At 61.8% G+C, this 25,777-nt stretch carries 22 protein-coding genes and 1 pseudogene; 10 read left to right on the top strand and 13 right to left on the bottom strand.

All coding sequences use genetic code 11. The features are described from left to right. The 6 genes from EPN80_RS07595 to EPN80_RS07570 all read left to right on the top strand — a co-directional run. Positions 1–117 (top strand): transposase (locus tag EPN80_RS07595; protein WP_293025442.1); only part of this gene is annotated, 117 nt, incomplete at its 5' end. 94 nt (positions 118–211) lie between these two features. After that, entirely contained in the window at positions 212–1,108 is an 897-nt protein-coding gene (locus tag EPN80_RS07590) for a CHAD domain-containing protein (RefSeq protein ID WP_293025438.1), read from the top strand. 141 nt (positions 1,109–1,249) lie between these two features. Next, a complete protein-coding gene (locus EPN80_RS07585) occupies positions 1,250–2,512 on the top strand; it encodes an FAD/NAD(P)-binding oxidoreductase (RefSeq protein WP_293025436.1) in 1,263 nt (420 codons plus the stop codon). A 202-nt stretch (positions 2,513–2,714) separates the two neighbouring features. Continuing rightward, on the top strand, positions 2,715–4,217 hold the full coding sequence (locus tag EPN80_RS07580) for a sensor domain-containing diguanylate cyclase (RefSeq protein WP_293025434.1): 1,503 nt from the start codon (positions 2,715–2,717) through the stop codon (positions 4,215–4,217). A gap of 45 nt (positions 4,218–4,262) precedes the next feature. Beyond that, positions 4,263–5,552, top strand: a complete 1,290-nt coding sequence (locus EPN80_RS07575) for a phospholipase A (protein WP_293025432.1) — start codon at positions 4,263–4,265, stop codon at positions 5,550–5,552. Between the two features lie 114 nt (positions 5,553–5,666). After that, a complete protein-coding gene (locus EPN80_RS07570; protein ID WP_293025430.1) occupies positions 5,667–5,888 on the top strand; it encodes a DUF1289 domain-containing protein in 222 nt (73 codons plus the stop codon). A 37-nt stretch (positions 5,889–5,925) separates the two neighbouring features. Here the strand turns inward: EPN80_RS07570 and EPN80_RS07565 are convergent, their stop codons facing one another. The 4 genes from EPN80_RS07565 to EPN80_RS07550 form a co-directional block, all read right to left on the bottom strand. Then, positions 5,926–7,353 carry an aldehyde dehydrogenase family protein gene (locus EPN80_RS07565; protein WP_293025428.1) on the bottom strand — a complete coding sequence of 476 codons (1,428 nt, stop codon included), beginning with the start codon at positions 7,351–7,353 and terminating at the stop codon, positions 5,926–5,928. A gap of 131 nt (positions 7,354–7,484) precedes the next feature. Next, positions 7,485–9,080: an ABC-F family ATPase gene (locus EPN80_RS07560; protein ID WP_293025426.1), complete on the bottom strand. Its 1,596-nt coding sequence runs from the start codon at positions 9,078–9,080 to the stop codon at positions 7,485–7,487. Between the two features lie 131 nt (positions 9,081–9,211). Beyond that, positions 9,212–10,915, bottom strand: coding sequence for a hypothetical protein (locus EPN80_RS07555; RefSeq protein WP_293025425.1), 1,704 nt, complete (start codon positions 10,913–10,915; stop codon positions 9,212–9,214). Positions 10,916–11,060: 145 nt separating this feature from the next. After that, positions 11,061–12,215: a BMP family ABC transporter substrate-binding protein gene (locus EPN80_RS07550; RefSeq protein ID WP_293025424.1), complete on the bottom strand. Its 1,155-nt coding sequence runs from the start codon at positions 12,213–12,215 to the stop codon at positions 11,061–11,063. Positions 12,216–12,466: 251 nt separating this feature from the next. Between EPN80_RS07550 and EPN80_RS07545 the strand changes: the two genes are divergently transcribed. Beyond that, positions 12,467–13,405, top strand: a complete 939-nt coding sequence (locus EPN80_RS07545) for a LysR substrate-binding domain-containing protein (protein ID WP_293025423.1) — start codon at positions 12,467–12,469, stop codon at positions 13,403–13,405. Between the two features lies 1 nt (position 13,406). Here the strand turns inward: EPN80_RS07545 and EPN80_RS07540 are convergent, their stop codons facing one another. Both EPN80_RS07540 and EPN80_RS07535 read right to left on the bottom strand, forming a co-directional pair. Then, positions 13,407–14,765 (bottom strand): 8-oxoguanine deaminase, encoded by a 1,359-nt coding sequence (locus EPN80_RS07540; RefSeq protein ID WP_293025421.1) that lies wholly within the window; start codon positions 14,763–14,765, stop codon positions 13,407–13,409. 70 nt (positions 14,766–14,835) lie between these two features. Beyond that, positions 14,836–16,191 (bottom strand): nucleobase:cation symporter-2 family protein, encoded by a 1,356-nt coding sequence (locus EPN80_RS07535; RefSeq protein ID WP_293025419.1) that lies wholly within the window; start codon positions 16,189–16,191, stop codon positions 14,836–14,838. A 396-nt stretch (positions 16,192–16,587) separates the two neighbouring features. Here EPN80_RS07535 and uraH point away from each other — a divergent pair, with 396 nt between their 5' ends. Then, positions 16,588–16,941, top strand: coding sequence for a hydroxyisourate hydrolase (gene uraH, locus EPN80_RS07530; RefSeq protein ID WP_293025417.1), 354 nt, complete (start codon positions 16,588–16,590; stop codon positions 16,939–16,941). A gap of 21 nt (positions 16,942–16,962) precedes the next feature. Further along, positions 16,963–18,159, top strand: coding sequence for a urate hydroxylase PuuD (locus EPN80_RS07525; RefSeq protein ID WP_293025415.1), 1,197 nt, complete (start codon positions 16,963–16,965; stop codon positions 18,157–18,159). Between the two features lie 144 nt (positions 18,160–18,303). On the opposite strand, the gene EPN80_RS07520 is transcribed toward EPN80_RS07525, so the two are convergent. The 6 genes from EPN80_RS07520 to EPN80_RS07495 all read right to left on the bottom strand — a co-directional run bounded on the left by EPN80_RS07520 (position 18,304) and on the right by EPN80_RS07495 (position 23,816). Further along, positions 18,304–19,008, bottom strand: coding sequence for an ABC transporter ATP-binding protein (locus tag EPN80_RS07520; RefSeq protein WP_293025440.1), 705 nt, complete (start codon positions 19,006–19,008; stop codon positions 18,304–18,306). A gap of 16 nt (positions 19,009–19,024) precedes the next feature. Continuing rightward, a complete protein-coding gene (locus tag EPN80_RS07515; protein ID WP_293025413.1) occupies positions 19,025–19,747 on the bottom strand; it encodes an ABC transporter ATP-binding protein in 723 nt (240 codons plus the stop codon). Further along, entirely contained in the window at positions 19,728–20,699 is a 972-nt protein-coding gene (locus EPN80_RS07510; protein WP_293025411.1) for a branched-chain amino acid ABC transporter permease, read from the bottom strand. The genes EPN80_RS07515 and EPN80_RS07510 overlap by 20 nt, the downstream gene beginning before the upstream one ends. A gap of 76 nt (positions 20,700–20,775) precedes the next feature. Continuing rightward, complete coding sequence (locus tag EPN80_RS07505) at positions 20,776–21,627, bottom strand: branched-chain amino acid ABC transporter permease (RefSeq protein ID WP_293025409.1); 852 nt, start codon at positions 21,625–21,627, stop codon at positions 20,776–20,778. Positions 21,628–21,665: 38 nt separating this feature from the next. Beyond that, positions 21,666–22,916 carry an ABC transporter substrate-binding protein gene (locus EPN80_RS07500; RefSeq protein ID WP_293025407.1) on the bottom strand — a complete coding sequence of 417 codons (1,251 nt, stop codon included), beginning with the start codon at positions 22,914–22,916 and terminating at the stop codon, positions 21,666–21,668. Between the two features lie 66 nt (positions 22,917–22,982). Then, the gene (locus tag EPN80_RS07495) at positions 22,983–23,816 is read right to left on the bottom strand and encodes an IclR family transcriptional regulator (RefSeq protein ID WP_293025405.1); all 834 of its coding nucleotides are present in this window, start codon (positions 23,814–23,816) and stop codon (positions 22,983–22,985) included. A 332-nt stretch (positions 23,817–24,148) separates the two neighbouring features. On the opposite strand from EPN80_RS07495, the gene EPN80_RS07490 reads away from it, so the two are divergent. Then, a complete protein-coding gene (locus EPN80_RS07490) occupies positions 24,149–25,528 on the top strand; it encodes an amino acid permease (RefSeq protein ID WP_293025403.1) in 1,380 nt (459 codons plus the stop codon). A 123-nt stretch (positions 25,529–25,651) separates the two neighbouring features. Here EPN80_RS07490 and EPN80_RS07485 read toward each other — a convergent pair. Next, a pseudogene (locus tag EPN80_RS07485) lies at positions 25,652–25,777 on the bottom strand (ureidoglycolate lyase); the annotation flags it as partial.

The raw sequence follows: 25,777 nt of genomic DNA, 5'->3' as shown, positions 1-25,777 counted from the left end.
ATCGTCGAGGGCATCAACAACACCATCAAGGTCATCAAGCGTCGGGCTTACGGGTACCGCGACGAGGAATATTTCTTCCTCAAGATCCGCGCCGCCTTCCCCGGTATCCCGCGATGAACCTTTTTTTTGCACCGGAATTGCGCGCCGGTGGTCCGCGGCAAGTTGCCATCGTGCTATTGTGAAAATGTTTTCAGCGTCATAGGCCAGCGCAATGTCCCCCCACGATGGCGCCCCAACCTCCATCGCCGCCAACTTTCGACACCAACTCAGTCAAGTTGCATCGCACTGGCGAGCTGGCTCGGCGCCCGAGGCCGAGTTGGGCGCAGCGGAAACCCTGCACCAGTTGCGCGTTGCGCTGCGCCGCATGCGTACGCTGCTGACGCTTTTCCGGCCCTGGCTCAAGCGCAAATGGCGTCGCCGGCTGCGCTCGGATCTCGCCTGGATTTCCTCACCGCTTGGCGCGGCGCGCGATTACGACGTGCTGGTCGGGCTCACCCTGCCGGCACTCGCCGCGGCGCATCCGGGTCTGGCCGAATGGCAAGCCGTGCTGAGCGCTGCGCGCGCAGGCCAGCACGTCGCGCACCAGCGCCTGGCTCGCGCGCGATCACGTCATCGATACACGCGCTTTCACCGCCGGATGCAACGTTGCGTCGACGGCACGGCCAGTCCGTTTCGATCGAAGGCGCACCCGACGCTGTATCACCACAACAGTCGCTTTCTCGGCAGGGCGCGCCGCCTGCTTCGCAAGTACTATCGCGCTCTTTATCCGGCAGCGGAGCACGCGGCGCAATTGCCTGCCGAGGAGCGCCACCGCCTGCGCCTTCGCGTCAAACGCCTGCGCTACACCAGCGAGGCACTGACGCCTTTGCTCGCCAAAGCGGCGCGCGCCAATTTCTTTTCTCATCTGAGCGCATGCCAGGATGCCTTGGGCAAGAGCAACGACGCGGCCGTGGCGCAACGTCTGCTCGAGGATCTGCCGCTCGACCCGCCGGCACGCGCGCAGGTGCAACAGTGGCTGCAGCAGAGAATCGCGCAGGCCATGCGAACCGCCGAGGACGCCCTCAAACAGTTGCCTGAGCCTCCGATACGGCAGCGCGCGCACCGCTGAGCCAGCCAAAGCGAGGTAGCGGCGCGGGGCGGCGCCCGACTGAGTCGTTTGACGGCGCTCCTGATTTACAATGTGCGCTCACAACGACACCAATGACACCTTATTGCTGGCAATCGCCAGCTTTCTCTCAGGAGATTTTTCATGCCGCACGATGTAACCCCGAATCCGGCCACGCCGCAGGGAACGCCCCCAGTCGTTCCGGATGTGCTGATCATGGGTGGCGGCGCAGCGGGTATCGGCCTGGCGGCCAGCTTGCGCAAACGGCGGCCCGCACTGCGTATATCGCTCATCGAACCCAGCGACACGCATTACTATCAACCCGCCTGGACGCTGGTCGGCGCCGGCGAGTTCGAGAGCGCCAGAACCGCGCGTCGCACCGCCGAGTGCATCCCTGCGGGCGTCACCTGGATCCAGGCGGCCGTGACCGGCTTCGCGCCGGAACAGAATCGCGTGATGCTCTCCGACGGCCGTCAGCTGAACTACCGTTACTTGGCCGTGTGCCCCGGACTGCAACTGAACTGGGAAGCGATTGACGGCCTGACCGATACGCTTGGCAAGAATGGCGTCACGTCCAATTACCGTTTCGATCTCGCGCCCTATACCTGGCAACTGGTCAAGGAATTCCGCGGCGGCAATGCATTGTTTACCCAGCCGCCGATGCCGATCAAATGCGCCGGCGCGCCGCAAAAGGCGATGTACTTGTCGGCCGACTACTGGCAGCGTCAGGGATTATTGAACCAGTGCAAGACCGAATTCCATCTGGCCGGCCCCGCGCTGTTCGGCGTCAAGGATTACGTGCCCGCGCTGATGGAGTACGTCGAGAAATACCGCATCGCGCTGAACTTCGGCTCCCATTTGCGTGCCGTCGACGGCCAACGCAAGGTCGCGCGCTTCGAGATCAAGGATGCCGACGGCAATTCGCAGACCGTCGACAAGCCGTTCGATTTGCTGCACGTAGTGCCGCCGCAAAGCGCGCCCGATGTGATTCGTGCCAGTGCACTGGCCAACGAGGCCGGCTGGGTCGATGTCGATCCCAACACCCTGCGCAGCGCGCGTCACGCCAATGTCTTCGCGCTGGGCGACGTGATTTCGGCTTCCAATGCGAAGACGGCGGCCGCGGTGCGCAAGCAAGTCGTGGTGGTGGCGGAAAACCTGCTGGCGGCGCTCGACGGCCAGACGCTGCCCACGCGCTACGACGGCTATGGCGCCTGCCCTTTGACAGTCGAACGCGGCAAGGTCGTACTGGCCGAATTCGGCTACAACGGCAAGCTGCTGCCGACTTTCCCGCTCGACGGCACCAAGGCAAACCATATCGCCTGGGTGATGAAGAAGCATATCTTCCCTTGGGTCTACTGGGAATGCCTGCTGCGCGGTCGGGAATGGCTGGCACGTTCGACCAACTGAAGGTCAACCCCAGACGACCCTGAAGAACTCAACGATCCCGCCACCATCGTCCGATTCGAACGAATCGGACGATTTCAGCAACGGCGAACCGAGCCGGGCCACCAGATGGCAACATCTTTGGCCGCTGCTCGCCGCCGTCGGAGTCATCCTTCTTTGCTGGGGCGTGGCGCGGGTATCGGCCGATGCGCTCGTCAGCCATCGCATGTCGCGTTCGCTGGTGGAAGAGCGCGATCTTTCCAGTCGTTTGTCGGATAACGTCGCGCGCAACATCGACCAGGATATGCTGATGGTGCGCGGCATCCCATCGCTGCTCGCGCATATCGAACAAATCCAGAATGGGCTGGCCCGTGTCTCGACGCGGAGCCTGTCCCATTTGTCGTCGCAAGCAGCGCGCAATCGCCTGCTGAACGACCCCGATCTGGAGAGCCTCAATCGCCTGCTGTATTCGGCCCAGGTCTACTTTGGCGTTGCCCACGTCTGGCTGGATACGCCCGACGGCCATTGCGTCGCATCGAGCGATTATTACGAGCGGGAAACGTTGATCGGCACACGCCACCTCGATCGCGACTATCTTCGGGCCGCTTTGCGCGGCAGACGTGGCCAGCAGTATGGTGTGGGACGGATCAGCGGCGCGCCAGGCATTTTCCTTTCGTCGCCCGTTTATCACAACGGTGATATTGTCGGCGTGATCGTCGTCAAACTCGGGCTGGCGCAAATGGAGCACTGGATCAACACTGGCAGGTCGTTCATTGCCGACCCCAACGGCGTGATCATCCTTTCGAACGACCCGAGCTTCGTTGACAAGGCGCTGCCCGGTGCGAAAGTGTTGTCGATGACGGTCTGGCAACGGGCCGATCTGTATCAACGCACCACTTTCGCGACGCTGCCGCTGGCGCCGTACCACGCGTCGCTGCCGGCCGCGGTGCAAAAGCTCCTGCCCGCCGACGATCATGCGTCGCTGGTCACGCTGAAGCCTGACGGACCGCCCAATCTGCTCAAAATCACCGGTGCGCTCGACGGCGGATTATCGGTCTACACCGTGACCCCCACGCCCGATCTCGAAACGTTCCAGATCGAGCGCCGGCGCTATACGTTCCTGCTGAGCGCCCTGCTCGTCAGCCTGTGCGCCGTGGCCACACTGCTGGTGCTGTACCTGTCGCGCGGGCGGCGGCATCTGGCCGCCACGCTCGCGTTAAATGCAACCCTGGAGCATGAAGCCAAGTATGACGCACTGACCGGCAGCCTGACCCGCCGTCATTTTCTCAAACGCCTGCGCCAGGAGATGGCAGTTACCAGCCACCGCGCCGCGCTGGTCCTGGTGGATCTCGATCATTTCAAGCAAATCAACGACACCTGGGGCCATGCCGCCGGCGATACCGTGCTCGCTGCCTTCGTGCGCCTTTGCGGCAACACGCTGCGCGGCAAGGATATCTGCGGCCGTATCGGCGGCGAGGAATTCGGCATTATCCTCGACAATAGCGATGAAACCATCGCACTCGCGGCTGCCGAACGTTTGCGCGAGGCGGTTTGCCAGCTAAGTGTGCCCACCTCGGAGGGCGCGATCCGGTTCACCATCAGTGCCGGCGTCGCCGAACTCGTTGCCGGCGACGACGACAAACATTGGCTGCACCGCGCCGACGCGGCGCTTTACCGGGCCAAATCACTCGGCCGCAACCGGTGCGTCCGGTACGCGGATATCGCTTAGACATCCCGCCTCGTGCGGTATGACGGGGCCTTATTTCGGAAAACGATGGTTTCAAACCTCCGCACACAGCGCGCAGGATGGCGCGCCATCGCTGCCGCGTACACCACCATCGCGCTGCTGGCGGCAAGCCAGGCGCATGCCAGCCTGACCCTGCTGCAGCCCCCCCGCACGCTTCACGGCGACGCACCACTCATCGTGACGGTGCTGGCGGACAACGACGGATCGAAAAGCAAAACCTTTGCGCTACCGGTCGACCTCGAGGCCTCCGTCTCCAATGCCGACAATCATCCGGTTGCGTTGACGCTGCGCCGCGACCCACATGCGCCTGGCCGGCTCACGCTCTCGCCGGGCCAGTTCCGCAAGGTGCGTTACAGTGCGGTGCTGCCCACGGGAATGCGCGGATCGGCAAGCGTGTCACTGCTGAACTGGGACGCCGCCTCATTCGTCGTGCTGCTCAATCGCGCCGCGCCCTCCGTGCCGGTGGCCAGCGCGTCGCCGCTGGCGGCCGCTGCTACGGAGGGCGGCTCGCCTGCGGTGCACGCGGCCGAGATAGCGGAGAACCCGGCCCCTGCCAGCACGCCTGGTGACATTGTCACGGCGGACTCGAGCCTCGCGCGACTGCAATCGCGACTGTCGGTGAACGAGCCGATCTTCTTTGCCGTCGGCAAAAACGGCGACACCAATGCAAAATTCCAGTTCAGCTTCAAGTTTCACCTGCTGGCCCCCGAGACGCCGGGGTCGAAAGCGTTTCTCGATAATCTCTATTTCGGCTATACGCAGCTCTCGATGTGGAATCTGGAGGCGCCGTCCAAGCCGTTTCGCGACAGCAACTATCGCCCCAGCCTGTTTTATTACATTCCCGACACCGGATGGCACAGTCGCTGGTTTACCCAGCTTGGCGCGGCCGCGGGGATCGAGCACGAGTCAAACGGACGCGGCGGAGCGGATTCGCGCAGCTTGAATATCGCTTTCGTCAAACCGATTTTCACCTTCGGCAACCCGAGCGATTATCACTGGACCGTCGCGCCCAAGCTCTACGCTTATCTGGAGAACGGCGAAAATCCGGACATCGCGCATTACCGGGGCTACATGGATCTGCTGCTGATTTACGGCAAACCCAACGGATGGCAATTGGCCACCACGCTGCGCAAGGGTACCCGCGGCGGCTACGGCAGCATCGATGCGCAACTGACATATCCTCTGGGCAAGCTGCTGAACGGGGCCGGAGGCTATCTCTGGGTCGGTTACTTCAATGGTTGGGGCGAGGATCTGCTCGACTACAATCAGCGCAGACACAGCCAGTTCCGAATCGGTTATAGCGTGGCGCGATGGTGATCAGCGGCCGTTGAAAAACGCCGGCGGCGCCCCGCGTGAGATGCGATAATGTTGTGTCGCGCCGACGCGTGCCACGCCCCGGCTGCCAGCCAACCCTGTTTTTGCGCCAACCCGATGTCTTCAGAATTGCATGACCGCCCCGATAGCCCCTGCATCGGTGTTTGCTCCACCTTGTTCGACGAGGTCTGCAAGGGCTGCGGGCGTACTGCCTTCGAAGTATCGAACTGGGTTTTTCTTACTGACGTGGAGAAACAGGCGATCTGGGACCGAATCACGCAAGAAGGTACAGCCATGCGATTCGCACCCGGGCGATCACAGGGCGGCACGCTCGCCTGACGAGCGCGCCATATCTGCCGGCTACTGCAACTCGCGCTTAGCGCGCGCGAAATTGCAGCGACTTGTACTCCAGAAACTCTTCCAGGCCGTACACGCCATTCTCGCGCCCGTTGCCGGATTGTTTGAAGCCCCCGAACGGCGCCTGCATATTGAACTGGCCGCCGTTGATGTCGACCTGGCCGGTGCGCATCCGGCGCGCAACCGCCAGTGCCCGCGCCTCGTCACCCGACCAAACGCCACCGCCCAATCCGTAGATCGAATCGTTGGCGATGCGCACCGCGTCATCATCGTCCTGGTAAGTGAGAATCGTCAGCACCGGGCCGAAGATTTCTTCCTGGGCAACCGTTGCGCGCGGCGCGACATTGCCGAGCACGGTGGGTCTGACGAAAAAGCCCTTGGCCAGCCCCTCGGGCCGCTCGGGTCCGCCCGTCACCAGTTCGGCCCCCTCTTCCAGCCCCTTGCGGATATAGGCAAGCACCCGTTCGCGTTGCGCGGCCGACGCCAACGGGCCCAGGCGCGTGGTTTCCTCGCGTGGATCGCCCAGCACGAAAGATTCGGCGATCTGCCTGGCCAGCGCCTTGGCCTCGTCGTAGCGGCTGGCCGGCACCAGCATGCGTGTATGCGCCGAGCAGGTCTGTCCGGAGTTGAGGTAACAGGCGTTGAGCGTGCCCTTGACCGCGGCAGGCAAATCGGCGTCGTCGAGAATCACCGAGGCAGACTTGCCGCCCAGTTCGAGCGCGACCCGCTTGACCGTCTGCGCGGCCAGTTCAGACACGCGCTTGCCGGCCCGGGTGGATCCGGTAAATGACACCATATCGACATCCGGGTGGCTCGCCAGCACCTCGCCCACCACCGGCCCATAGCCGGTAACCAGATTGAACACGCCCGGCGGCAAGCCCGCCTCGTGAATCACTTCGGCCAGGATAAACGCATTGAACGGGGCAACCTCGGACGGCTTGAGCACGACCGTGCAACCGGCTGCCAGCGCCGGCGCGACCTTGAGCGTGATCTGGTTCAACGGATAGTTCCACGGCGTAATCGCACTGACCACGCCCACCGGTTCGCGCACGACCAGCGAATTTCCGACCCGCTCCTCGTACGGGAAACTGCCTGCGAGGTCGGCGTAATACCCCCAGTTGTAGACCGGGCCGCCGACCTGGATGGCGCGCGAGAGCTTGATCGGCATCCCCACTTCGCCCGTGATGCTGCGCGCCAGTTCATCGGTGCGCGCGCGAAGCCCCTCGGCAATCTTGCGCAAATACGCGCCACGCTCGATCGCTGGCGTGGCGGCCCACGCGTCGAACGCCGCGCGGGCCGCGGCCACTGCCGCCTGCGCATCGGCTTCGATGCCGGCTGGAATCCGCCCCATCGGCTCCTCGGTCGCGGAGTGGTACACCTCGATGGTGTCGCCGCCGCGCGGCGCAACCCACTGGCCATTGATATAGAACTTATCGTAACTCTGCATGGCAATGCACTCCCGTGCGCAAACAAACAGGGGCTAATTGTAGCGCCGCCGACTGCCGCCGTCAGCGCTCGCGGGAATGCAAAACGCCGGCGCAAAGCCGGCGTTCTCGGGCGGGTTGGCAACCTCGCAGGTCAGACTTCGACGCCCTGGCCGCGCAGGTATTCGTCATAGGTGCCGTGATAATCGACGATTTCGCCCCCGGGCTTGATCTCGATGATGCGGGTGGCCAGCGACGAGACGAATTCCCGATCGTGAGAGACGAAAATCAAGGTGCCGGCGAACTTGTCCAGAGCGATCTGCAACGACTCGATGGACTCCATGTCCATGTGGTTGGTCGGCTCGTCCATCATCAATACATTGTGGCGGCCAAGCATCAGCTTGCCCCAGATCATGCGGCCCTTCTCGCCCCCGGAGAGCACCTTGACCGACTTGCGTACGTCGTCGCCGGAGAACAGCAGCCGCCCGAGCGTGCCGCGGATCATCTGGTCGTCGTCGCCTTCCTGGGTCCACAGTTGCATCCAGTCGGTCAGCACTTTGTCGTCGGGAAATGCTTCGGTCGTATCCTGGGGCATATAGCCAACGCTGGCATTTTCGGCCCACTTCACCACGCCGGCGTCCAGCGCCAGATCGCCCAGCAGGCTGCGCAGGAACGTCGTCTTGCCGACGCCATTCTCGCCGATAATGGCGATTTTCTCGCCGGCCTGCACCGCGCCGTCGTAGTTCCTGAAGATCACCCGATCGTAGGATTTGGTAATGCCCTCGGCCCGCACTGCAAGGTTGTGCAACTTCTTGTCGAACTCGAAACGAATGAACGGATTCTGCCGCGACGACGGCTTGATGTCCTCGACCTTGATCTTGTCGATCTGCTTGAGACGGCTGGTTGCCTGGCGTGCCTTGGACTTGTTGGCCGAGAAGCGGCGCACGAAATCCTGCAGATCGGCGATGCGTTCTTTCGCCTTGGCGTTGGCGTTGAGCTGCTGTTCGCGCGCCTGGGCCGAAGCCAGCATGTAATCGTCGTAGTTGCCCGGATAGATCTTGAGCGTGCCGTAGTCCATATCGGCCATGTGCGTGCACACGGCATTCAGAAAGTGGCGATCGTGCGAAATGATCACCATGGTCGAGTTACGCTCGTTGAGCACGTCCTCGAGCCAGCGGATCGTGTTGATGTCCAGGTTGTTGGTCGGTTCGTCGAGCAGCAGGACGTCCGGGTCCGAGAAGAGCGCCTGCGCGAGCAGCACGCGCAGCTTCCAGCCCGGCGCCACGGCACTCATCGGCCCGTTGTGCTGCTCGATCGGAATGCCCACGCCATGCAGCAGCTCGCCCGCGCGGGCCTCGGCCGTATAGCCGCCGTATTCGGCAAAGCGGGCTTCGAGCTCGGCGGCGTGCATATAGTCGTCGTCGGTCGCCTCCGGGTTCGCGTAGATCGCGTCGCGCTCGCTCATCGCCTGCCACATCTCGTTGTGGCCCATCAGCACCACGTCGAGCACCCGCCGGTCTTCATAGGCGAACTGATCCTGCTTGAGCTTGCCCAGCCGCACATTCGGATCCAGGATGACCGAGCCGCCGCTGGGCTCCAGATCGCCACCCAGGATTTTGATGAAAGTGGTCTTGCCGCAGCCGTTCGCGCCAATCAGACCATAGCGGTTACCTCCTCCAAATTTGACGGAGATATTCTCGAACAAGGGCTTGGGCCCGAATTGCATGGTGATGTTGGCGGTGGACAGCACTGGGTTTTCCTGAAGGACGGACCGGGTGAAAAACTGAGCATTTTAGCATAGCCCCCGCTTGAACCCTCGCCTGAGCAGCGCGTTCGCGGCGGCGCCACCCACGCCGCCTTGCGCGCGTCACACACAACTTTTCATGCCTTTTTCAGCGTGAACCGAAAGCAGCCGGCCAGCGGCTGTTGCGCGGCCGGATATATCTCGGCGGCATAGGTGGCCGGCGGCAGGTCGTAATACACCCAGCCGTTCGCGTCGGTCGGGTCATGGGCGATCTTCGTGCCGCCCAGATAAAGGTCGAAGTACGGCAGCGGGAGGTCTTGCGGGCCGCCAGGAACGACCTCGCCGACAACGCGATAGTTGCCTCGCTGCACCAGGGTAAAGCGCAGAAATCTCCGATTACCAACGCAGCCGCGGGTTGCCCTGCCCGCCTCGCCGCGATTAAATTTATCCGTCAAACACAGCGGCGGCGAGGGCTCGTCGAGCACCAGCTCGGTATAGATCGGCAGCAGATAGCGTTGATCCTGCGGCGCAACCACATCGGCTGGCAGGGCACCCTGACATGTGCCCCAATCGTCGAGTGCCGCACCGTCAACGGTGTTGAGCGAGCGCAGCAGCCGGTCGATCTCGCCCCGTCCGGCGACCCCGACTCGCCGGCGCAAGCGGGCGGCAAAGCTGAGCAGGCTGGTAAACGCGCCCACCCGCCTCTGGTCGTTGACCATCACGTCGTAGATCGGCTGGAAACCAATATGCGACGACTTCGCCCATTGGTAGAGCGCGTGCGATATCGGCATCTCGCCATACCAGGTGCGGGGCGTGCCGATTTCGTCGAGATCGAAGGCGGCGCCCGTCCTGGCTTGCTTCTCACCGCAGGTGGTCGCATAGATCGGGGTACCGCGTACGATGCCCGACAGCGCGTTGGCCCACGCTTCGGTAAATCCCGAGCGCATGTCGGGATGTTCCTCATGCGCGCCGCCGCCATTGTCGGCTCGCGAAAAGGCATTTTCGAAGTAATGCGCCCATTCATGAATAATGGCGGCAGGGTGGTATTCGTCGGTATCCACGTTCTGCGCGCCGAGCAGATAAATGCCGGAGCCAGGCGGCGTGACCTTGAAGAAGCTGGTGCCGATATAGCCGCGCGACAGACGCTCGAGCGGATCGTCCGACGTATCTTCTTCCTGATGCGGATTACGGGTCTCAGGCACGTTATGCGGATGCCAGAAGACGTTCAGCGGCGCAAAGACAGCCGCCCGGTCGACCGCGAGCACGCACTGGATCGCCTGATGAACGGCCGCGAGAATGGCGAACGGCGCGGCCGGCCGGGTCGCCGGGTAGCGCTGGAGATCGCGGCTCCATCCGGAGCCTGCATGCAACGCCACGGTGCAACCTTGCGCCCCGGTATCGAACGGCGCGCTCTCCAGCGCATACACGGCTGCCTGTTCGGGCACGGTCCGGAACTCCTCGGAGTGATTATCGCGCACCGCGACCTCCCAAGCCGGGCGCCCGTCCGGCGCGATATCGGCCGACATCATGCGGGCCTCGACCCTCACCATTGCGCGAACGTTGGGCGGCACCGCAACCGCGTACGCGCCGGCGACGTCGCTCAGGGTATCGGCCAGTATCCGCCGGGTGTCCGGATCGATGATCGTCACCACCGCGTTGGCAACCGCATAGCGCGCCGTGGCGTCATAATCCAGCTTCGCTTGCAGCCGGCCCTGGGCATCTCGCGACACGGCAACGGGCACGCAGTCGTAGGTAATGTTCCCGGAAATGGTGACGTCGGCGGCGATCCGGCGATCGGATGAGACGGCAACCGGCACTGCGACGGAACGGGTATTCGGCATCGATTCTCTCCAGAAAACTCGATGCCTCGAAAATAGCCAAATAACATTCAATATGCAATCCTAATTGTTAGTTTCGGACTGCATTAGGTAGTGAAAACACGCCCTACCTACGGCGCCTCGTAGCGCCGCCCGGTCGGTTTCTCGATCAGGCCGTCGGCAGCGTACCCTCGACGCCCTCGACGAACCAGTTGATGGCGTGTTTTTCCGCATCGTCCAGCGTTTTTCCGGCAGGCACGCGCAATGTGCCGGACTGATCCATGAGCGGGCCGGAAAATGGATCGTAGGAGCCGTCGCGGAACGCGTCATAACGCGCGGCCTCGGCCTTTTGCGCGACTTCCGGCACAACGCGGGCGTTGATGCTGACCAGGTCGATGGCGTTGTGCCGGATGCCGTTCCAGACCGGCTGGTTAGTCCACTGGCCGTCCATCACCTGTCGCACTGTCTTGATGTAGTACTGGCTCCAATCGATTACGATCGAACCCAAATGCGCTTGTGGACCGTATTTGCTCATGTCGGTGTCCCAACCGAACGCGTGAATCCTGTGTGCCTGCGCGACCTGCATCACGCTCGCCGAGTCGACGTTCTGCATCAGGACGTCGGCGCCCTGCCCGATCAGCGCTTCGGCCGCGGCGCGCTCCTTGTCGGGATCGGACCAACTATTGGTCCACGCCACCTGCACCTTGATGTCCGGGTTGATCGCGCGCGCGGCGATCGCGAAAGCATCGATGTTGCGGATCACTGCCGGAATCGGCATCGAGGCGACGTACCCGACGATGTTGCGCTTGCTCACATAAGCGGCGATCAAACCGGCCAGATTGGCGCCTTGATAGGCGCGCACATCGTAAGTGCCCAGGTTGGGCGCGCTTTTGTAGCCGGTCGCGTGCTCGAAAATCGTATGCGGGAAGTCGGCCGCGACCTTGAGCATCGCGTCCATGTAACCGAACGAAGTACCGAAAATCAGCCGGTTGCCCTGGCTGGCGAGATCGCGGAATGCCTGCTCGGAGGCCACGCCATCGGGCACGTTGGCCAGCCGTGTGACTTTGATCTTATCGCCGAATTTATGCTCGACGGCCTTTGCGCCAAGCTCATGCGAGCCAATCCAGGCGTTGTCGTCGGCATTGCCGGCATACACGAATGCCACGCCCATCGGCCCTGCGGGTGCGACCGGGCCGGATGCCGCAACGGGCGCGCTGGCCGGCGCCGCGCCCGGCACTTCGGCACCTTCGCGCTTGGCGCACCCGCTCAACAACGTGGCTGCCGCGGAGCCGGCCAGCGCAATCAATATGTCGCGACGTCGCATTGAATCTTCTCCTATCCCAGATACCGCTCTCAAAATTTGCCGCTCGACGGGAATAGAGAACGCGACTCGCACGCGAGGCGTCTCGGCATGTCGAGCCCCGCCCCGCATAGTACCGCAGGAAGCCGCTCATCGATCCGGCGCCATGCCGCGTCAGCCTCGGGAATTTCGGTATGGCTCGGCACGCGGTTATGCTTCATAATGTTTCGATTATGCAGAACGCACCAAACCATTAGCAAACGGATATAACGATCATGAGCCAGACTCGCGAACCCATCGATACTTATTTGCTGCGGGTATTGAACACCCTGATGATCGAGCGCAGCGTCACCCGGGCCGCCGTCAAACTCAATCAGTCCCAGCCGGCCATCAGCGCCGCGCTGCGCCGCCTGCGGGATATCACGGGCGACCCATTGCTGGTACGTGGCAAGTCAGGCATGGTGCCAACCGAATACGGCGCATCGCTGCTCGAACCGACTCAGAATGCCCTGCGAGAAATCGAACGGATCACCGTCCAGCAATCGACTTTCGACCCGGCCACGACGGTACGCACTTTCCGCATCGGCTCGCCAGACTACCTGAACGTCTACTTCGTGCCCACGGTCGTCGAGCGTTTCCGGCAACAGGCTCCCAACGCACAGCTCGAACTGCATTCACTGGGTCCGGCCTTCGATTACGAGCACGCGCTGGAGGAAGGCAAGGTCGATATCGTGATCGGCAACTGGCCGGAACCGCCCGAGCAACTGCACCTGAGCAACCTGTTCGTCGACCAGATCGTGTGCCTGATGCGCAGCTCGCATCCGTTTGCCAAGCGCGAACTCACGCTCGACCAGTATTTGCAGAGCCCGCATCTGGCGCCGTCACCCTACTCGGTGGCCCAGCGCGGCGCGATCGACATGCATCTGGCGCGCGAGCGGCTCAAGCGCAACGTCGTCGTTACGATTCCGTACTTCAACCTGGCGCCTTATGTGCTGTTGAAGTCCGACCTGATCTTCACCACGACGCGGCTATTTGCCGATTACTACGCAGACTTTCTGCCGCTGACGGTGGTCGAGGCGCCGATCGATTTTCCGCCGATGCAGTATTACCAGCTATGGCACGAGCGCACCCACTACTCCGACGAGGTGCGCTGGCTGCGCGGCGTCATCTCCGACGCCACGCGCACGCTGCTCGAGCAGCGCGGCCAGTCGTGAATCATCCCGCCACCAGACGCTGCGCCAGCCGGTTGTGCCGCTCGATCGTGGCCGGCAGGTCCAGCGTGACTAGTTGCCCTTCACGCACGACCACCCTGCCGTTGATCACGCTGTAGGCGACTGCTCCAGGGTTGCAGAACACCAGTGCCGCAAGCGGATCGTGCAGCGCGCCGGCCAAACCGATTTGGCGTAGATCGAAAGCGGCAAAGTCAGCTGCCATGCCCGGCGCCAGTGCCCCGATATCGTCGCGATTGAGCACCTTGGCCCCGCCCAGCGTGGCGATCTCCAGCGCCTCGCGCGCCGTCATCGCGTCCGGCCCGAACCCGACGCGCTGCAGCAACAACGCCTGACGTACCTCGCTCATCATATGGCCGGCATCATTCGATGCCGATCCGTCCACTCCGAGACCGACCGGCACGCCGGCATCGCGCATCTTGCGAACTGGCGCTATTCCCGAGGCCAGCCGCATGTTCGAGCAAGGACAGTGCGCCACGCCGGTGCCCGTGCGCGCGAACAGCTCAATGCCCTGCGCATCGAGCTGCACGCAATGCGCATGCCAGACGTCGTGCCCGACCCAGCCCAGGTCTTGGGCATACTCGGCCGGCGTCATGCCGAATTTCTCGCGGCTGTAGGCGATGTCGTTGACGTTTTCCGCCAGATGGGTATGCAGCGACACGCCATAATGGCGCGCCAGCGCGGCCGCCTCGCGCATCAGGTCGCGACTTACCGAAAACGGCGAGCAAGGCGCAACCACTACGCGCAGCATCGCGTAGCGGTGCGCGTCATGGTAGGTTTCGATCAAACGTTGCGTGTCGCGCAGAATCGCCGCCTCGTCCTCGACCACCGCATCCGGCGGCAAGCCGCCCTTGCTTTGTCCCACGCTCATGCTGCCTCGACTGGCGTGAAAGCGCATGCCGATCTGCGCGGCGGCCTCGATGCTATGGTCGAGCCGGCAGCCGTTCGGATAAATATAGAGATGATCGCTGGAGGTCGTGCAACCCGACAGAATCAGCTCGGCCATTGCCGTGAGCGTCGACACGCCGATCATCTCCGGGGTCAGGCGCGCCCAGATCGGGTAGAGGTTGCTCAACCAGTTGAAGAGCTCGCCGTTTTGCGCGGCCGGCACGGCGCGCGTCAGGCTCTGATACATATGATGGTGCGTATTGATCAACCCCGGAATGACGATATGTCCCCGCAGGTCGATGACCTCATCGGCGCTGTCGGGCAAGGTCTCGCCCGGCCCGACCGCCACGATGCGGTTGTCCTCGATAAACAGGCCGCCCTGCCGGATTTCGCGCCGCTGCGCGTCCATTGTCACCAGCCAATCGGCATTCCGGATCAATAAGGTTCTGTTTGGCATGCGTTAGTCAAAATATAAAAAAGGGGGCTGCCGCCCCCAACGCATCTCGCTGGAGATCACCCGCGCGATGTCAATGCACTTCGCCCAATTGGCCGGTCATCTCACCGGCCGATTGCTTTTTTTCGTCTTTGAACCCGTTGAAATAGGCATTGAGCACCACCGCCGAGACTGCCGCGAGCAGGATCCCGCTGTGCAGCAGCGGCGCCAGTTGCACCGGCATCTTGCTGAAGAATTTGTTCGACACCACCGGGATCATCGCCATGCCGATGCCGATTGCGACGATGTACAGGTTGTAGCGGTTTTTCTCGTAATCGACCTTGGCAAGAATCTTGATGCCGGTGGCCATCACCATGCCGAACATCACAATGCCTGCGCCGCCCAGAACAAACTGCGGAATCGACGCCACGACGATCGACATCTTCGGCACCAGGCCGAACATGACCAGGATAACCCCCGAAGTTGCGCACACCCAGCGGCTGCGCACCCCCGTAATGCCTACCAGGCCTATGTTTTGCGAAAACGAGGTATGCGGAAAACTGTTGAACAGGCCGCCGATCACCGTGGCCAGGCCGTCGACGCGCAAGCCGCGAACCAGCGTCTTTTCGTCAACCGGGCGCTCGCAGATCTCGCCCAGCGCCAGGAACATCCCGGTCGATTCGATAAACGTGATCAGCATCACCACGACCATGGTCGCGATCGACCAGGGATCGAACTTGGGCAGGCCGAAATGAAACGGCGTCACCAGCGCGAACCACTTCGCCTGAGCCAGGCCCGCAAAGCTCACCTTGCCCATCATCAGGGCAATGCCAAAGCCGAACATCATGCCCAGCAGCACGGCGATATTGGCGAAAAAGCCGCGCACATAACGTGTAATCAGCAAGATGAACACCAGCACGGCCAGTGAAATGCCCAGGTAGACGGGGCTGCCGTAGTCTGGATTGCCCACGCCGCCAGCGGCCCAGTCGATACCCACGCCGACGATCGTCAGGCCGATCGAGGTGATCACAATACCCGTGACCAGCGGCGGGAAAAAGCGCAGCACCTTACCGATGAGCGGTGCGATCAGCGTGCCGATGATGCCCGCGGCAATCGTCGACCCATAGATGCCGGGCAAGCCCAGGGCCGGATTGCCGGCCATCGCCAGCATCGGCCCGACCGCGGCGAAGGTCACCGCCATAATGACGGGCATGCGGATACCGAACTTGCCGATGCCGATCGACTGCAGCAGCGTCGCGATGCCGCAGCACAGCAAATCGGCGCTGATCAGAAACGCGACCTGGTCCTTGGGCAGGCCGGCGGCACCGCCAATAATCAGGGGAACGGCAATCGCGCCGGCATACATCACCAGCACGTGTTGCAGTCCGAGAGTCAACAACTTGCCCAACGGCAATACTTCGTCGATGGGATGCACCGCGGCGTTACTCATGGTTCTATCTCCTCCTACTTGTTCCTTTGTGTATGTCGCAAGACAAAGGTACCTGCCCCGCAGGCTTTGTGACAAGCCATGCCGGGCATATATTGCTTTTTACATAACCCATATGCGCGAAGCCTGATATCGAACTTCGGGTTTTCCCGATGAGCTCAAGCTCCTCGCGGCATAACGGCCGATTTTCCGGCACGCCGGCGGCATACCTATATGCATCTTGTTATTCGCATTATTTGCCAAAAACATAATCACGCGTTAACCCGTAGCGCCCGCAGCCCGTTCAAGGGCATTGCAACGCCGCTCGATGAGGATATGCGCGGCGTTTTATCTTTGTTATTGCTTGCGTTATGACGCGCCAATCTCCCTACAATTCAGGCATCCAAGAGAGGAGGATTTATGGGACGACTGACCACGCATGTGCTCGATACGGCGCATGGCAAGCCTGGCGCGGGCATCCGGGTCGAGCTGTATGCCTGCGAAAACGGCACGCGCAGTCTGCTAAGAGACGTGCAAACCAATCACGACGGCCGCTGCGACAAGCCCCTGCTCGATGGCACGGAATTCGTGCGCGGCGAATATGAGCTGGTGTTCCATGCGGGCGACTACTTCGCCGCCCAAGGAGTTGACCTGCCGTCGCCGCGCTTTGTCGATCGCGTCGTTCTGCGTTTCGGCATCGCCGACACCCAACAGCATTACCACGTGCCGCTGCTGGTCTCCCCGTGGAGCTACAGCACCTATCGCGGCAGCTAAGCAGTAATCAGGAGACATAAGATGGAAGCGTTTGTTACGGATTGGCTCAATTTGGCGCTGCGCTGGCTACACGTCGTGGCCGCCATCGCCTGGATCGGCGAGTCATTTTATTTCGTCATGCTTGACAACGGCCTGAAGGCGCCGCAAGACGCAGACTCACGCCAGCGCGGCGTATCCGGAGAAATGTGGTCGGTGCATGGCGGCGGCTTCTACCACTCGCAGAAATATTTGGTATCGCCGCCGAAAATGCCGGCCGAACTGCACTGGTCGAAATGGAAATCGTACGCCACCTGGATGTCCGGCTTCGGGCTGTTCACCGTGCTGTATCTGATGCAGCCCGAAACCTACCTGATCGACAAAAGCGTGGCCAACATCACCCCGACCGCCGCGGTGGTCATCGCACTGGCATTCCTGGCCGGCGGCTGGGTCGTCTATGACGGGCTGTGCCGCTTGCTCGGCAAGAACGACCGCGTGCTGGGCGTGGCCGTGGCGATCTTCATCGTGGCCTGCACGTATGCCACCACGCATATCTTCTCGGGCCGTGCCGCGTACCTGATCATCGGCGCGATGATGGCGACCTCGATGTCGGCCAATGTGTTTTTCTGGATCATCCCCGGTCAGCGCAAGATGGTCGATGCACTCTCGCGCGGGCAAACGCCTGACCCACGGCCAGGCAAACTGGGCAAGCAACGTTCGGTGCACAACACCTATTTCACGTTGCCGGTGGTGTTCATCATGATCAGTAACCACTACGCGTTCACCTACACGAACAAGTACAACTGGATCATGCTGTCGCTCATCATGCTCGCTGGCGCGATGATCCGTCAGTTCTTCGTGTTGCGTCATGCGGGCAAGAATGTCTATGCGTTGCCGGTTGCGGGCGCGGCGTTGCTGGTTGGCGTGGCCGTGTGGGCCGCCCCGCGTCCCGCGGCCGTCCCGACGCCGGCCAGCGCCTCGGCCAAGCCGGTCCGGCTGGCCGACATCCAGCCGATTTTGCAGGCGCGCTGCATCGAATGCCATTCGGCCAAACCGACCATGATGGGCAGTGCGCCCGCTGGCGTCATGTTCGACACGCCTGACGAGATTTCGGCCAACGCGGAGCGCATCTACCAGCAAGCGGTGCAGTTAAAGGCCATGCCGCTGGGCAACGTCACGCACATCACCGCAGAGGAACGCACCAAGCTCGCTCAGTGGTTTACCGAAGGCGCACAGAAATAACGTCCTTTTATCTTGCTAGACCCAAGCTTGGAGGCGCTTCTTGCGCCTCTTTTTTTGGGGAGAACCGCAACGCCGGGTTGAGCCGTTCATATCGACGACGGCGCTCGGGTAGCCCCGCGCCACATGCCTTGGCGCCGGAAGGATTCACAAACCAAGATAGGCCCGGCGCACTTCGTCCGAAGCGCCAATTTCATCGGCGTCGCCATGCAGCGCGATCCTGCCGCTTTGCATTACATAAGCCCGCTTGGCCACTTCCAGCGCCTGCGCCATATTTTGTTCGACCAGCAAAATGGTCGTGCCCATTTTGTTGAGGTTCGCCAGTGTGTCGAACACGGTTTCGACCAGCAATGGCGAGAGACCCAGGCTGGGTTCGTCGACCAGCAACAGGCGCGGCCCGCTCATCAGGGCCCGGCCGATGGCCAGCATCTGCCGCTCGCCGCCCGACAGAGTGCCGGCAATCTGCGTGCGACGCTCGGCCAGGCGCGGAAACAGCGTGTAGACCTGATCGATGCGCTCGCGGTATGTGGCATCGTTGGCAACCACGTAGCCGCCCAGGCGCAGGTTCTGCTCGACCGGTTGGCGCGCGAACACTCGTCCGCCCTCGGGAATCAGCGCAATGCCACGCTTGACCAGAACATCCGGCGTCAGCCCGGTGATATCGTTGCCGTCAAAGGTGATGCGGCCGGCCTTGGGCTTGACCGAGCCAACCAGCGACAGCAGCGTGCTCGATTTGCCGGCGCCGTTGGCGCCCAGTAACGCGGTGATTTCCCCCGCGGGCACCTCCAGCGAAATGCCCCGCACTGCCTGCACGCCGCCGTAGGCGACCTGCAGGTCCTCGACTTTGAGCAACGCCGTATTGTGATTCTCAGGCACGATACTTTCTCCCCAGGTAAGCCTCGATCACGGTCGGGTTGGACACGATTTCCTTGGGCTCGCCCGATGCAATCAGCTTTCCGAAATTAAGCACCATGACCCGATGCGCCAGGCGCATCACAACTTCGAGCACGTGTTCGACGATCACCAGCGTGACGCCGCGCGCGTGAATCTTGCGCAGAATCTCCGCCAATTCGACCGCCTCGGTAGGATTCAGGCCGCCGGCCACTTCATCGAGCAGCAGCAGCTTGGGCGAGGTCGCCAGCGCGCGCGCCAGCTCGATTCGCTTTTGCCCGGCCACGTTCAGCTCGCTCGCTCTGACGTCGGCGCGCTTGTCCAGATCCACCATCGCCAGCACTTCGTGCGCTGCCTCGCGCGCGCCTGCCAGACTCGGATGGTGCAGCAATGCGCCAACCATCACGTTTTCGAGCACGGTCATCGCGCCGAAACTGCGCGGGATCTGATAGGTTCGCATCAAACCTCGGGCCGCGACCGCTTCCGGCGTCAACCCGACGAGCTCTTTGCCGTCGAAGGTCACGCTGCCGGAGGTCGGTGCGAAGTGCCCCGCCAGGCAATTGAACAGCGTGCTCTTGCCGGCGCCATTGGGGCCGATGATCGCGACGATTTCTCCGCTCTCGACGCCGAAGCTGACATCGGCATTGGCAACCAGGCCGCCGAAGCGTTTAGTGAGTTCCTTAACCTCGAGCAGAGCCACGACGTAACCTCAATGTGATTAGACCACTCGGCAAAAACAAACTGACCAGAACGATTGCCAGTCCATACAGCAGCAAGTCCATGCCCTGCCCGGAACTGCCCAGCGCGACTCGCGTGCCCTCGGCCAGGGGAATCAGCACCGCGGCGCCCAGCCAAGGCCCGGCGATGCTGCCGACGCCGCCGAGAATGGCGACCAGCACGATCTGCACGGAGAGCGTCAAATTGAACGCGGAGTCCGGGTCGATGAATCCAATATAAACCCCGTAGAAACCGCCCCACACGCCGGTGAGCGCGGCCGATAGCACAAAGGCGCGCATCTTGTAGCGCTCGGCCGGCACGCCCAGGCTGCGCGCGGCGGCCTCGTCGCCGTTGATTGCCCGCCAGTAGAATCCCGTTTTGGAGCGCACCAGTGCGATCGTGGCCCACAGGGTCAGGAGTGCCAACCCAAAGGCGATCCAGTAATACGGCGCTTTGGAGCGAAACAGCAGCAGCCATGCGCTATTAGCGATTGGCGCTTCCACGCCAGTCGCACCGCCCGCCCAGTCCCAATTGACCACCAGCAACTGCGCGACCGATAGCACGGCGATCGTGGCCATCGCAAAATAGTGGCCGGTAAGCCGCAGGGTCGGTCTGCCGACGATAAAAGCGATCGCCGCGGCGATCACACCGCCCAGCGGAATCCCGAGCCAGGGGCTCAGATGCGCGTGGTGCAACAGCAGCAGCGTGGTGTATGCGCCCACGCCAAGAAAGACGGCATGGCCGAACGAGACACGCCCGAGGAATCCGCCCACCAGATTCCACGCCGCCCCGAGCGCGCCATACATCAGCGCCATGACGACGATCTGCTGGGAATAGGGATCGGTCACGATGAATGGAAACACGATCAATCCAAGCAAGACCAATCCGAGAACCCATTTGATCCAAGGTTGGCCGGCGGGGGCAGTTGCCTTCATTTCGGCCACGTCCTTTCTTTGCGAAGAAAATACTTGCGCGGGTTGAGGGTCGATTTCCAACTGGGTCTCGTCCATATCACCACCGCCCGAAAAGTCCGCGCGGCCGGTACCAAAGGACCAGCAGGAAAATCACGAAAATACTGACCATCTTGTAGGCCGGCTCGACCAGATAGCCGGTCAGCGACTCGACCACCCCGATCAGAATGCCGGAAATAAAAGCTCCCGGCAGCGACCCGAATCCGCCCATGGCCACCGCCACGAAAGCCAGTAGTCCGAATACGTTGCCGACCGACGGAAACACATAGAAAAAGCTGGTGAGCAGCGCACCGGCCAAACCCACCGCCGCACTGCCCAGCATCCACACTTGCGCGTTGATGCGGTCCGCGGCAATGCCGACGAACGAAGCCGCCTGCCGATCCTCGGCCACCGCCTGCAGCGCGTGCCCCCAGCGGGTGCGATACACCAGCAGGAACAGCAGCCCGGTGACCACCAGGGCCACCAGGCCGGTGGCTACCTGAGGCCGTCCGAGCGAGATTCCGGAAAATTGGACAGCCCCCGAGAGCCAGGTATCGGGCAGATTACGGTAATCAGGCGAAAACGCGATGAAGGCGAGCTGGCGCAAAACCAACCCCAGCCCGAAAGTCGCCAGGATCACGATCATCGGGGAGCCGCGCTGCAGCGGCCGGATGATCACCGCATAGGACAGAAACCCCACGAAAGCCAGCAAGCACGCGACGATCGGCGCGGACAGGGTCGGATCGACGTGCCCGAGGGTGAACATCCAGTAGGCGGCATACATGCCAAGCATCAGAAAGTCACCGTGCGCAAAATTGATGACATCCGTGATGCCCCATATCAACGCCAGCCCCACTGCGATCGCGGCGTAGATCAGGCCGTTGAATAAACCCGTGGCAAGAGCCTCGAACACATCGTTCTCCTTGCTTTATCAGACTGTTGACAACCCGCTTACTTCTTCCAGGTGAACGGAAGAATCGGCAGATTCTGTTGCTTTTTATAGTTGGTCGGCCACACGGTTTGATATTGCTTGCCTTCGAGTTGAAGAATCAAACCCTGTCCTTTCAGGTTCTGCCCGTTGCTGTCGAACTTCACGCCCGCCCACGGCATGACGATTTGGTCCGCGCTCAGGTTGGTATCGGCCAGCGCCTTGCGAATCGCCTCGGGGTTGGTCGAACCGGCGCGATTGATTGCATCGGCCAGCACCAGGATCGCTTGCAGGGAGCGCGCGCTGTTGCCGTTGAGATCCTTGCCGGTCTTGGCCTTGAACATGTCGTTGACTTGCTTGATGATCGGCTTGACCGTGTACAGATCGTTCGACCACACGTCACGCGTGAGCACGCCTTGCACCTGCGGGCCTACCTCGGAGATGAAGCGCGAATCGATGAAGCCGGCGTCGTTGGCCAGGAAAATCGGCGGCGCGTAGTTCATTTGCCGCATCGTGCGCACGAACAGCATGGCATCCGAGGTGTAGCTGGCGAAGATGGCCACGTCGGGCTTGGCCGCGGCGAGCTTTTGCGTCTCGGAGTTCAGCGACGGGGCGCCGGCCGAATAAGCAATATTCGCGACAATTTCACGGCCCGATTGCTTGGCGAACTTCTGCACGGCCTTGTACGTGTTCACGCCGAAATCGGTGTTCTCGTACACCACCGCGATCTTCTTGGTGGGTTGATTCTTCAGGCCATCGAGAAACTCCATCATGTTATGAATGAAGGTTTCGTCATTCGGCGTGGTGCGGAAGAACCACTTGTAGCCGCGCTGCGTCAGATCCGGGCTGCTCGACTCGCCGTTCAGATACGGAATGCCGCGCTGCTCGGCAATGCGGCTGGCGGTTTTGGTCACATCGGACTGATAGGCCCCGGTGAGCGCTACCACATGTTCCTGGTCGATCAGGCGCTCGGCTTCAGCCTGCCCGACGCCGGGTTTGCCCTGCGAGTCGGCGAAAACCACCTGGATCTTCGCGCCACCCAGATTCGGCAGACCCGCGCCGGCGGCAAGCGGAATACCCTTGAGTTCGGGATGTGGATTATTGACGATGTCTTGCGCGAGCTCGATGGCCTGCTTGAGTTCGCCCCCGGTCGACGCCAGCGCGCCGCTGAGCGGGTAGACTGCACCGATCTTGATCACCTTTTGCTGCGCCGACGCGCCCTGCGCCAGTGCGATACCCAAACTCGCCATCAATACTGCAAGCAGTTTCTTCATTGCAATTTCCCCTGAGAATGAAATACGGTCACAGTCGACTTGACCTTTTGCTGCCCTAACCCAACGCTAGTCGGCGCGCCCCTTGTCCGCGGACAAAGCCGGCATCTCCTGCAGGAACCGCCGCGGATCCGTTTGCCACGGCCCGCTATACCCGAGCGCGCGGGATACCTCTTCGGCCGTTTTTGATACTGCTTCCAAATATCCCAGCAACGATGCCGCTTCGGCAAATACCGCCGCCGTCCCCGCCAGGCTGATTGCCGCGACAAACTCGCCGCCCAGCCCAAATACCGGCGCGGCAATTTCCGCGGAATGCGGCTCGAGCTCACCGAAGCTGGCCGCGAGCCAGGTGCGCGCCGACAAATCGATCAGCGCCTCCAGCTCGGCCGGGGCACATGGCGTGATTTCGGTATAGGCGCGCATCGCTCCGCCGAGGATTTCCGCTTTGAGATGCGCATCGGAAAACGTAAGAATCAGGCGTGTCGACGCACCGGCGTAGAGCGGCGCGCGCCGCCCCGGTGCGATATACATGCGCACCCGGGCACGCGACTCGAATACGTCGAGATATATGCCTTCGTTACCGTCGCGAATGACCCATTGCGTCGACTGCAGCGTCTGGTCGCGCAACTGCTCAAGAAAGGGCATCGCCACGCGTCGCGCGGGATAGCTCGCCTGAACGATCCCGCCCAGCTCAAGCAAGCGCGTACCCAAACGGTAACCGCCCTCGAACCGCTGAATCACCGCGAAGCGCTCCAATGCCCGCAGCGCCCGCAGGCAGCTCGCCTTGGGCAGGCCAGAGACCCGGGCCAAATCCGCCAAGGTCCAAACCGGCTTTTCGTGCGAAAAAAAGCTGGTCAGAAAGAGCGGACGTTCCAGCGATGAGATCGGCGTTGTCTGTTTCATTGAATGAACCGAAGTATTGCTCCATGAAATAATAGGAAATTTCTAACTCGTTAACCAATTAGTGTTACTACTGAGAACCGTGAAATCCGCGGGACGTACTTCTTCAAGGACTCAATTGTCGGAATAGGTCCCTTTAAATTCGGATTTCTCCAAAAAATAATCTCCTCAAACGCGAATTAACATGGCAGTTCGCGCGCCCATGGCTATTTCGGAACCCAACATTTTCGTCAATCGCAATCCGCGAATAGCAGCAAGGTTCATGCCAGACATGGGTGATAACTCGTACAACGGGCTGGCCACCTCGGCTGCCCCCGAGCATGGAGACAACATCAATGCATCACAGCCAACCCGGACTCAAACGCAGTCTCAGCGAACGCCATATCCGGCTGATGGCGCTGGGCACGGCGATCGGCGTCGGCCTGTTCCTGGGGTCGGGCGACGCGATCCAAATGGCCGGCCCGGCAATCATGCTGGCCTATCTGCTGGGCGGATTCGTCGTTTTCGTCATCATGCGCGCGCTGGGCGAAATGGCGGTACACAATCCCGTGGCCGGCTCGTTCAGCCGGTATGCTCAAGAAGCGCTCGGCCCGCTGGCCGGCTATCTCACCGGCTGGACCTACTGGTTTCTATGGATGGTGACCTGCATTGCCGAAATCACCGCCGTGGCGATCTATATGGGTGTCTGGTTTCCCGAGGTACCCCGCTGGATCTGGGCGCTCGCGGCCCTATCCATGATGGGCGCGGTCAATCTGGTCGCCGTCAAGGCATATGGCGAATTCGAGTTCTGGTTCGCGCTGATCAAGGTCGTTGCCATCATTGTGATGATCATTGGCGGTCTGGGCATGATCGTATTCGGCCTGGGTAACGACGGCGTTCCCATCGGCATTGGCAATCTATGGCGTCACGGCGGATTTTTCCCGAATGGCGCGCAAGGCCTGTTGACCTCACTGCAAATGGTGATGTTTGCCTATATTGGCGTGGAATTGATCGGCTTGGCGGCCGGCGAAGCGGCCAAACCCGAGAAGTCGATTCCCGGCGCCATCAACTCGGTGCTTTGGCGCATTCTGATTTTCTATGTGGGCGCCCTGTTCGTTATCCTGTCGATTTATCCGTGGCACCAGATCGGCGCGAGCGGCAGCCCGTTCGTCACCACGTTCGAGCGCCTGGGTCTCAAGTCGGCCGCCGGCATCATCAACTTCGTCGTGCTGACAGCGGCGCTGTCCTCCTGCAACGGCGGCATCTTTAGTACAGGCCGCATGCTGTATAACCTGGCGCAGCAAAATCAGGCGCCCGGTGCATTCAGCCGCACTGCTCCGAACGGCGTTCCCCGTCTGGCACTGCTGGTGTCGATCGGTATCCTGCTGTTTGGTGTGCTGCTCAATTATCTGGTGCCAGGCAAGGTTTTCGTTTGGGTCACATCGATCGCGACGTTCGGCGGCATCTGGACCTGGATCATGATCCTGCTCACACAGATGAAATTTCGCCGCAACCTGTCGCCGGCCGAACGCAGTCGATTGGCATTCCGCATGCCCTGGTGGCCGTATGCGTCGTGGCTCACCCTGGCGTTTCTGGCACTCGTGATCGGTTTGATGGGCTATTTCCCCGACACACGCATCGCATTGATCGTCGGTCCGGGCTGGCTGCTGCTATTGATTGCGTTCTATTACGGTCTCGGACTTGCCAGGCGCGACGCGGCGGCCTCGGCGAGCTGAACCCGGGTCTGAATCAGACTCGTCTTTCCGATAGGAATCGGGGCTCGATGGAATTGGTCGGTGAGACTGGCGGCGGCGCCTTCCGTCCCGAAAACAGGATGCGCCGCCCGCCGAAACGCCGCGCTAGCCGGCCAGCGCGCGTTCGAGCGCGGCCTCGGTGAGCCACCAGGTTTGCGGCAGGTCCTGCTCGTCGCAGTTGGCGCCCTCGCCGCCGCGATCGACCACGATGAAGTCGCTCACCCGGCGCAG

Origin of the sequence: Pandoraea sp. (assembly GCF_004297875.1) — a bacterium.
Taxonomy (GTDB): domain Bacteria; phylum Pseudomonadota; class Gammaproteobacteria; order Burkholderiales; family Burkholderiaceae; genus Pandoraea.
Note: the sequence above shows the minus strand (reverse complement) of the source record. Positions and strands in the feature narration are given on the sequence as shown.

Coding starts and splice junctions, on each gene's coding strand:
- EPN80_RS07495 (WP_293025405.1), bottom strand. CDS start 23,816: ATGAAACAGACAACGCCGATCTCATCGCTGGAACGTCCGCTCTTTCTG.
- EPN80_RS07535 (WP_293025419.1), bottom strand. CDS start 16,191: ATGAGTAACGCCGCGGTGCATCCCATCGACGAAGTATTGCCGTTGGGC.
- EPN80_RS07490 (WP_293025403.1), top strand. CDS start 24,149: ATGCATCACAGCCAACCCGGACTCAAACGCAGTCTCAGCGAACGCCAT.
- EPN80_RS07545 (WP_293025423.1), top strand. CDS start 12,467: ATGAGCCAGACTCGCGAACCCATCGATACTTATTTGCTGCGGGTATTG.
- EPN80_RS07575 (WP_293025432.1), top strand. CDS start 4,263: ATGGTTTCAAACCTCCGCACACAGCGCGCAGGATGGCGCGCCATCGCT.
- EPN80_RS07510 (WP_293025411.1), bottom strand. CDS start 20,699: ATGAAGGCAACTGCCCCCGCCGGCCAACCTTGGATCAAATGGGTTCTC.
- EPN80_RS07500 (WP_293025407.1), bottom strand. CDS start 22,916: ATGAAGAAACTGCTTGCAGTATTGATGGCGAGTTTGGGTATCGCACTG.
- EPN80_RS07565 (WP_293025428.1), bottom strand. CDS start 7,353: ATGCAGAGTTACGATAAGTTCTATATCAATGGCCAGTGGGTTGCGCCG.
- EPN80_RS07585 (WP_293025436.1), top strand. CDS start 1,250: ATGCCGCACGATGTAACCCCGAATCCGGCCACGCCGCAGGGAACGCCC.
- EPN80_RS07540 (WP_293025421.1), bottom strand. CDS start 14,765: ATGCCAAACAGAACCTTATTGATCCGGAATGCCGATTGGCTGGTGACA.
- EPN80_RS07570 (WP_293025430.1), top strand. CDS start 5,667: ATGTCTTCAGAATTGCATGACCGCCCCGATAGCCCCTGCATCGGTGTT.
- uraH (WP_293025417.1), top strand. CDS start 16,588: ATGGGACGACTGACCACGCATGTGCTCGATACGGCGCATGGCAAGCCT.
- EPN80_RS07555 (WP_293025425.1), bottom strand. CDS start 10,915: ATGCCGAATACCCGTTCCGTCGCAGTGCCGGTTGCCGTCTCATCCGAT.
- EPN80_RS07525 (WP_293025415.1), top strand. CDS start 16,963: ATGGAAGCGTTTGTTACGGATTGGCTCAATTTGGCGCTGCGCTGGCTA.
- EPN80_RS07550 (WP_293025424.1), bottom strand. CDS start 12,215: ATGCGACGTCGCGACATATTGATTGCGCTGGCCGGCTCCGCGGCAGCC.
- EPN80_RS07590 (WP_293025438.1), top strand. CDS start 212: ATGTCCCCCCACGATGGCGCCCCAACCTCCATCGCCGCCAACTTTCGA.
- EPN80_RS07580 (WP_293025434.1), top strand. CDS start 2,715: ATGTCGCGTTCGCTGGTGGAAGAGCGCGATCTTTCCAGTCGTTTGTCG.